Here is a 6935-nt window from a genome sequence, read left to right as displayed (position 1 = left end):
GGGTTCGAACCAGTGACCTCTTCGGTGTGAACGAAGCGCTCTCCCACTGAGCTAATCGCCCGGACGCAGGAAGAACATTACCCCATGTCAGGGGGTGCCTGTGACGCTCACTGGTCCTTGATCTTCCACGGCATCGCGATGCCGAACTTCCACAGGTAGACGCCGACGAGCACGCCCACGATCACCAGCCCGACGGACGTCAGGATGATGTTGCGGCGCCGCACTTTGGGATCGAGGGCGCGCTGGGCCGCCTCGGTGACCTTCCGCTTGGTCCAGCGGAGCACCAGCTGGGCCCAGACGAACTCCGTCGCCCAGATCGCCATGCCGCCGAAGATCACGACCCAGCCCGGCCCCGGCAGGGGCAGCATGATGATGCCGGTCACGACCACCGCGAGACCGATGATGAAAACGCCGACCTGCCAGCTCAGGTGCAGCGCGCGGCGGGCCTTGACGAATTCCGGCGCCCGGGAGCCAAGGCCTCGGTGCGGCTCGCCGTGCACTTCGTTCGTCCCCGTCTCGTCCGACGCCACGGCCACCTCGCCCGGCTCGTTACTCCCCGTATTCATACGGCCGAACACTACCCGAGCGAAACCGGTCACCGGAATGGACGCACCACGCGAACGATCTCTCGGCCGGAAGAGTTACGTAAAGGCACGCAAAACACTCAGAGGGGTTTACAACGGCACCGTAGGTGGCATGTCGATTTCGCCGACGTGCGAATCCCCGAGCGCACACTGAGCGAAAGGCCCTGGCGCTTATGAACACCACGGTCAGCTGCGAGCTGCACCTGCGCCTCGTTGTGTCGAGCGAGTCCTCCCTGCCTGTCCCCGCAGGCCTGCGGTACGACACGGCCGACCCCTACGCCGTGCACGCCACCTTCCACACCGGAGCCGAGGAAACCGTCGAGTGGGTGTTCGCCCGTGACCTGCTCGCCGAGGGACTTCATCGCCCTACGGGCACCGGCGACGTCCGCGTCTGGCCGTCGCGCAGTCACGGTCAGGGCGTCGTGTGCATCGCCCTGAGCTCTCCGGAGGGCGAGGCCCTGCTGGAGGCCCCGGCACGGGCCCTGGAGTCCTTCCTGAAGCGGACGGACGCCGCCGTGCCGCCCGGCACGGAACACCGGCACTTCGACCTCGATCAGGAGCTCTCGCACATCCTGGCGGAAAGCTAGGGCGAGGCGCTCACAAAGCCGCCCGGCGCCGTCGACTCGGGGAGACGGCTCGGGCTCGGACAACCGCATACGGGATGACACCGGCGCCGGTGCCGCGGCCTCCGCGGCTCGGCGCCGGTTCGTGTGCCGGGGCACTTCCCCGCTGCCGCCGCGATCACCCCCACGGTTGCCTTTCTCGTGGCTTCGCACGCATGCGGCCTCCGGCTGCGCGCTCCCCTGTCGCCCGTCGGGAACCCCGGCGGGCCCGGCGACGTTCCATTCGAAGCCATGTGCGGGCATGAGGGCGGTCCGGCGGTGGTGGAGCCGTTACCATCGGCCAGCATCGGCGGGCGCCCGCCCGACCCTCAGGCCAGGGAGCGAATCGTGCTGATCACCCACGACACCCGGTGCGCCCTCGACACCGTGGTCGATCTGGTGAACACCGCACCGGAGGACGACACGGCGGACGGACTGCCGGATGTGGCGGCCCTCGGGGACTTCGTGCGCAACCACGAGATCAGCGACGTCGGGGTGCTGTCGGAGTTCGACCTCTCCGCGGTGCGCAAGATCCGCGGACGCTTCGCCGCCGTCTTCGCCGCTCCCGACGCCCGGGCCGCCGCCGCCCAGATCAACGAGCTGGTCGCGGCCGCGGGCACCACGCCCCGGCTCACGGACCACGACGGCTACGACTGGCATGTGCACTATTTCGCACCCGGCGCCTCCGTCGCCGACCATCTGGCCGCCGACTGCGGGATGGCACTGGCGTTCTTCGTGGTCGCCGGGGAGCAGGAGAGGCTGCGGCGGTGCGAGGCGCCCGACTGCCGGCGTGCCTTCGTCGATCTGTCCCGCAATCGCTCACGCCGCTATTGCGACAGCCGTACCTGCGGAAACCGCCTGCATGTGGCCGCGTACCGGGCGCGCCGCAAGCAGGCGGCGGGCTGACGGCCGTCGCCGGGCCGTCGGGCTCGGCACGACGTCGACGCGGGCCCCGGCGGGTGACGCCGGGTACCGCGGGTCAGGCTCACAGCAACAGCAGATCGTGCAACGAGGCCATGAGCAGCAGACTCCCGATCACCGCCAGGAAGATCATCAGCGGTGGCTGGGATAGGGCGAAGAGGCAACCGCGCGGCTCGTCCTGCCGGGGACGTGACTCGTCCCGCGGGGGAGGTGCCCCGTCCCGCGGCGGTGCGGGGTCGCTCTGTTCCGTCGTGTCCAGCATCTCGGGGCGATGATGACCCAATCACCCCGCCGGGCGCGATCAGCGCCCTCCTCGCGTGCGGGAGTGCACCGATTCCGTGAGGTCCGGTTCGGGTTGTGATCACTTCCGCGCACCGGCTGACCCACTGTGACGATGGGCCCCGGGCGCGTGACGATTCAGTCCCGGGCGCGGCTGCGACCCCGGCGCTGGGCGTGGCGAGCGCCGGGAACCCGGCCTCGCGACCGGTCAGATGCCGTGCTTCTTCAGGATGGCCTCGATGTCGCTGAAGTCGTCCTCGCCCCGGGACGCGGGAGCGGGCCGGTTCGCCGGACGGGAGCCCTGGCCCAGGCTGGGCGCCGAGACCCCCGGAGGGGCCGCCTCCGGCCGGTCCGCCGCGCGGGCCGCCGCCCTGCGCTCCTTGCGGGTCCCGCCGCGGCGGCGCTCCACGGCCCGGGTGGTCATGAAGAGGACCCACGCGACGCCGAGGACCCCGAACCCGGCCCAGGCCGTCGGGCTGAACGCGGTGTCGGCCAGCCACTCGACGACCCCCGTCATCACCAGGCCGATCGGGACGAGCGCGTAGGCCGCGATACGGACCGCCGCGAGATAGCGCTTGCGGTACGCCGTGATCGCCGCAATGCCCAGGCCTGCCGCGGACACGGCGGAACAGACGGTCTCGGCAATCATCCGGTCCTCCAGGCGTGGCGCGGTCGGGTCGGGCACTTCTGTCCCTTCCATCCTGCACCCGCCGGTCCCCGGCGGGCCATGCTCCGGCCCCACATCAGGGAGATCTCCGGGTCGACTCCTCCGCAGGTGCCGGTGCGGGCCGCGTCCCCGGTCGCGGCTGCTGGGAGAATGTGGCCCATGAGCGACTCCTTCCCCGACCGTTCCGCCGCCCCCGTCCTGGAGATCTGGTGCGATCTCCAGTGCCCGGACTGCCGCACCGCGCTGGACGATCTCCGTGCGCTGCGCGAGCGCTACGGCGAGCGTCTGGAACTGCGGCTGCGGCACTTCCCCCTGGAGAAGAACAAGCACGCCTTCGCGGCCGCCCAGGCCGCGGAGGAGGCGTGGGAGCAGGGCCGGGGATGGCCGTATGTCGAGGCTCTGCTGGGCCGGGTCGAGGAGCTGGCCCGTGCGGGAGAACCCTGCCTGGTCGAGGTGGCGCGCGAACTGGGCCTGGACGCCGAGGAGTTCGACACCGCGCTGGTCGACGGCCGGCACATCCTGATCGTGGACGCCGACCAGGCCGAGGGCAAGGCGATCGGTGTGACCGGCACCCCGACGTACGTCATCGGAGGTGAGCGGCTCGACGGCGGCAAGAGCCAGGAAGGGCTGCGCCGGCGGATCGAGGAGATCGCGGACCGGCTGCTGGCCGGGCGGGAGCACTGACCGCTCGCGCCCGGCGCCCGGCAGCGGGTCGCTACAGCGGCTTGTACACGGCGTACCGCGTCGTCTCGTAGCCGAGCGACGCGTAGAGCCGTTCGGCCGGGGTGTTGCCGGTGAAGACGTTGAGGCCGAGGGTCCGCCTGCCCTCGGCGATCGTCTGTGCTTCCGCCAGCAGCATCAGGGTGCGGCCGTGCCCCCTTCCCCGGCGGGAGGCGTCGGCCTCCACGTCGAAGACGAAGGCGTTGTCCTCGCGCACCGCCAGCCACAGCGTGCCCACCGGTGTGCCCAGGTGCTCGACGACGCTGATGAGCATGCCGGGGGTGGCGAGCCCGTCGGGCAGGAGCGTGGCGTGGTCACGCTCCGACTTCGCCCGGGCCTCGGCCTCCGGAACGCCCCGCTCGGCCCAGCTGCGCGCGTAGTCCTCCTTGCCCTTCTCCAGCCAGGGGCCGAACTCCGCGTCGGTCATGGGCCGGGCACGGCTGCCCTCCGGCAGGTCCGGCGGGGTGTCGCCGAGCCGCTTCTCCATGCCGCGGTTGCGGACGACGTAGCCGAGGGTCGTGGCGAGCCGGAACCCCGCCGTGGACTCGGCGGGTACCGTCGCCTCGATGCGCCGGCATCCCCAGCCGCGCGCCACCTCCTCCGCGGCGAGGGCGGCCACCGTGCCCCGGCCCCGCCTGCGGTCCGGTTCGTCGATGCGCAGCTTCATGATCCGGGCCACCGCGTCACCGAACACGGGATGCGTGCCGAGGTGTATCGCCCCCACGGGACGGCTGTTCACGCACACCTGGTAGCGGCGTGAGCGTGTCCCGTCGGCGTTCTGCTGTAGCGGCTCGGTCGGCCGCAGGGTCGTGGTCATCAGGGGTGTTCTACCCGCAACCACGGCCCTGGTCAGCCGGATTATCCGCGGACCGTCAGGGGTCGAGGTCGTTCCCGGACCGCTCCTCGAAGATCCGCATCGCCTTGGCGGTCACCGGGCCCGGCGCACCGGGCAGCTCACGGCCGTCGACGCGGTGCACGGCCTGCACGTCCCGCAGGGTGGACGTCAGGAAGATCTCGTCGGCCCGCTCAAGGACGTCCAGCGGCAGGTCGGTCTCCTTCGCGCCGGTCCATTCGGCCGTCAGCGCGCGCGTGACGCCCGCGAGGCAGCCGGAGGCGAGCGGCGGCGTGTGGATCTCGCCGTCGAGGACGACGAACACGTTGGAGCCGGTGCCCTCGCACAGCCGCCCCACCGTGTTGCCGAACAGGGCCTCGGAGGCGCCCTGTTCACGGGCGCGGGCGAGGGCGACGACGTTCTCGGCGTACGAGGTGGTCTTCAGGCCGGTCAGCGCGCCGCGCTCGTTGCGGGTCCAGGGGACCGTGACGGCGGCGGTGGAGTCGGGGCGGCGGGTCGTCTCGCCGAGGGCGACGACGAGGGTCGGGCCGTGCTCGCCGCGGTCGGAGCCGAGCGGGCCGTGGCCTCCGGTGTAGGTGATGCGCAGGCGGCCGAGCGGCACGGGGTTGGCCTCCAGGACGGCGGCGCAGGCGCGGCGCACCTCGTCGTGGTCCGGCTCCGGCAGGCCGAGGCCGCGTGCGGAGCGGGTGAGCCGGTCGAGGTGCCGGGTGAGCGCGAACGGCCGGCCGTCCACCGCCTTGACCGTCTCGAAGATGCCGTCGCCCACGGTCAGCCCGTGATCGAAGACGGAGACACGGGCGGACTCGATGTCCCGCAAGCCACCGTCGAGCCAGATCTTCACGTCAGGTCCTCTCCACTCACCGCGTACGTGCCCGACGCTATCGCGAGCAGCCGGGCCGCCTTCAGCTCGGTCTCCCGCCACTCCCCCTCGGGATCGGAGCCCCAGGTGATGCCGGCGCCGGTGCCGAACCGCAGCTCGCCGTCGGCCCGGTCGATCCAGAAGGTGCGGATACCGACGGCCAGCTCACCGGTCCCGCGGTCGGCGTCGACCCAGCCGACCCCGCCGCAGTACGGCCCTCTGGGCGCCGTCTCCAAGGCGTCGATGATCCGCAGGGCGCTGGACTTGGGCGCGCCGGTGACCGAGCCGGGCGGGAAGGCGGCGCCGAGCAGCTCGGCCCAGCCCGCCCCGTCCGCCAGCTCGCCGCGGACCGTCGAGACGAGGTGGACCAGCCCGGGGTGCTTCTCGACGGCACACAGGTCGGGCACCGTCACACTGCCCGTGGCGCACACCCGCCCGATGTCGTTGCGGACGAGGTCCACGATCATCACGTTCTCCGCGTAGTCCTTCTCCAGCAGGTCCGTCTCGGCCCTGCCGGTGCCCTTGATCGGCCCGGACTCGACGATCCGGCCCGCGCGCCGCAGGAAGAGTTCCGGGGACGCGGTGGCGATCTCCACGCCGTGCCCGGGCAGGCGGATCGTTCCTGCGTACGGGGCCGGGTTGTCGCGGGCCAGCAGTGCGGTGAGGGCGTCCACGTCGGCGCCGGGGAGGACGGGCGCGGACAGCACCCGGCACAGGTTCGCCTGGTAGACCTCGCCGGCCGCGATGTGGTCGCGGATCCGCCGCACCGCGGCCGTGTACGCGGCGCGGTCGAGCGAGGACGTCCAGTCACCGGCGGCCGGTCCGCGCCAGGCGCCGGGTACGGCGGCGGGCACGTCCGCCGTCCGTACCTCCGCGAAGCGCGCGCAGGTCAGACGGCCCTCGAAGTCGGCGCAGACGGCCCAGAAGCCGCTGGACTCCAGGGCCTCGGGGTCGTCGGTGACATCGAGGAGCCCGGTGGCGACACGGTCGCCGAAACGGGCGAGAGGAGGGAGGTCGAGCACGCAGTCGAGTCTATGGCCGGTGTCCCTCGCGTGACCGGGGATGTCTCCCCGGGCGCCCCTGTGACGTCCCTGAGCAGGGCAAGCACAGCACGCTGCGCAAACGCGTTTTTGTCCTGGCACGGGAATCCGCTAGAGTTCAACACGTCGCCGGGCCGCGGGAGCGGGCCGAAACGACAGGCGGACGTAGCTCAGTTGGTAGAGCGCAACCTTGCCAAGGTTGAGGTCGCGAGTTCGAACCTCGTCGTCCGCTCGAAGGAAGAGGGGGCTTCCCGGCCCCCTACACTCCTGGTGGAGTGGCCGAGAGGCGAGGCAACGGCCTGCAAAGCCGTCTACACGGGTTCAAATCCCGTCTCCACCTCCAAGGACGATTAGCTCAGCGGGAGAGCGCTTCCCTGACACGGAAGAGGTCACTGGTTCAATCCCAGTAT

Annotated in this window: 9 protein-coding genes and 2 tRNA genes; 5 read left to right on the top strand and 6 right to left on the bottom strand. The window is 71.6% G+C overall.

Annotated features, from left to right (window positions below):
* Positions 1-107: 107 nt before the first annotated feature.
* On the bottom strand, positions 108-566 hold the full coding sequence (locus QNO09_RS39365) for a TIGR02611 family protein (protein WP_283975024.1): 459 nt from the start codon (positions 564-566) through the stop codon (positions 108-110).
* A 191-nt stretch (positions 567-757) separates the two neighbouring features.
* Here QNO09_RS39365 and QNO09_RS39360 point away from each other — a divergent pair, with 191 nt between their 5' ends.
* Together QNO09_RS39360 and QNO09_RS39355 are read left to right on the top strand one after the other, a co-directional pair.
* Positions 758-1171 (top strand): SsgA family sporulation/cell division regulator, encoded by a 414-nt coding sequence (locus QNO09_RS39360; protein WP_004002642.1) that lies wholly within the window; start codon positions 758-760, stop codon positions 1169-1171.
* A 363-nt stretch (positions 1172-1534) separates the two neighbouring features.
* A complete protein-coding gene (locus QNO09_RS39355; protein ID WP_283975023.1) occupies positions 1535-2092 on the top strand; it encodes a CGNR zinc finger domain-containing protein in 558 nt (185 codons plus the stop codon).
* Between the two features lie 79 nt (positions 2093-2171).
* On the opposite strand, the gene QNO09_RS39350 is transcribed toward QNO09_RS39355, so the two are convergent.
* Both QNO09_RS39350 and QNO09_RS39345 read right to left on the bottom strand, forming a co-directional pair.
* Positions 2172-2369, bottom strand: coding sequence for a hypothetical protein (locus QNO09_RS39350; protein ID WP_283975022.1), 198 nt, complete (start codon positions 2367-2369; stop codon positions 2172-2174).
* Positions 2370-2594: 225 nt separating this feature from the next.
* Positions 2595-3035: a hypothetical protein gene (locus tag QNO09_RS39345; RefSeq protein ID WP_283975025.1), complete on the bottom strand. Its 441-nt coding sequence runs from the start codon at positions 3033-3035 to the stop codon at positions 2595-2597.
* Between the two features lie 177 nt (positions 3036-3212).
* On the opposite strand from QNO09_RS39345, the gene QNO09_RS39340 reads away from it, so the two are divergent.
* Positions 3213-3737 carry a DsbA family protein gene (locus tag QNO09_RS39340; protein ID WP_283975021.1) on the top strand — a complete coding sequence of 175 codons (525 nt, stop codon included), beginning with the start codon at positions 3213-3215 and terminating at the stop codon, positions 3735-3737.
* Between the two features lie 31 nt (positions 3738-3768).
* Here the strand turns inward: QNO09_RS39340 and QNO09_RS39335 are convergent, their stop codons facing one another.
* Genes QNO09_RS39335 through QNO09_RS39325 form a run of 3 tightly spaced genes read right to left on the bottom strand, consistent with a single transcriptional unit; the run spans position 3769 to position 6507 of the window.
* Positions 3769-4590: a GNAT family N-acetyltransferase gene (locus tag QNO09_RS39335; RefSeq protein WP_283975020.1), complete on the bottom strand. Its 822-nt coding sequence runs from the start codon at positions 4588-4590 to the stop codon at positions 3769-3771.
* Between the two features lie 55 nt (positions 4591-4645).
* Positions 4646-5467 (bottom strand): aminotransferase class IV, encoded by an 822-nt coding sequence (locus tag QNO09_RS39330; RefSeq protein WP_283975019.1) that lies wholly within the window; start codon positions 5465-5467, stop codon positions 4646-4648.
* On the bottom strand, positions 5464-6507 hold the full coding sequence (locus QNO09_RS39325; RefSeq protein WP_283975018.1) for a chorismate-binding protein: 1044 nt from the start codon (positions 6505-6507) through the stop codon (positions 5464-5466). Before QNO09_RS39325 ends, QNO09_RS39330 begins: the two co-directional genes overlap by 4 nt.
* Positions 6508-6684: 177 nt before the next feature.
* Between QNO09_RS39325 and QNO09_RS39320 the strand changes: the two genes are divergently transcribed.
* Positions 6685-6757, top strand: a tRNA-Gly gene (locus QNO09_RS39320).
* Between the two features lie 37 nt (positions 6758-6794).
* Positions 6795-6868: transfer RNA gene (locus tag QNO09_RS39315), tRNA-Cys, on the top strand.
* Positions 6869-6935 lie beyond the last annotated feature (67 nt).

The sequence above is a fragment of the Streptomyces sp. 378 genome (assembly GCF_030124145.1).
In the GTDB taxonomy this organism is placed as follows: Bacteria; Actinomycetota; Actinomycetes; order Streptomycetales; family Streptomycetaceae; genus Streptomyces.
The sequence above is the reverse complement of the archived record's forward strand: the minus strand, read 5'-3'. Positions and strand labels throughout refer to the sequence as shown.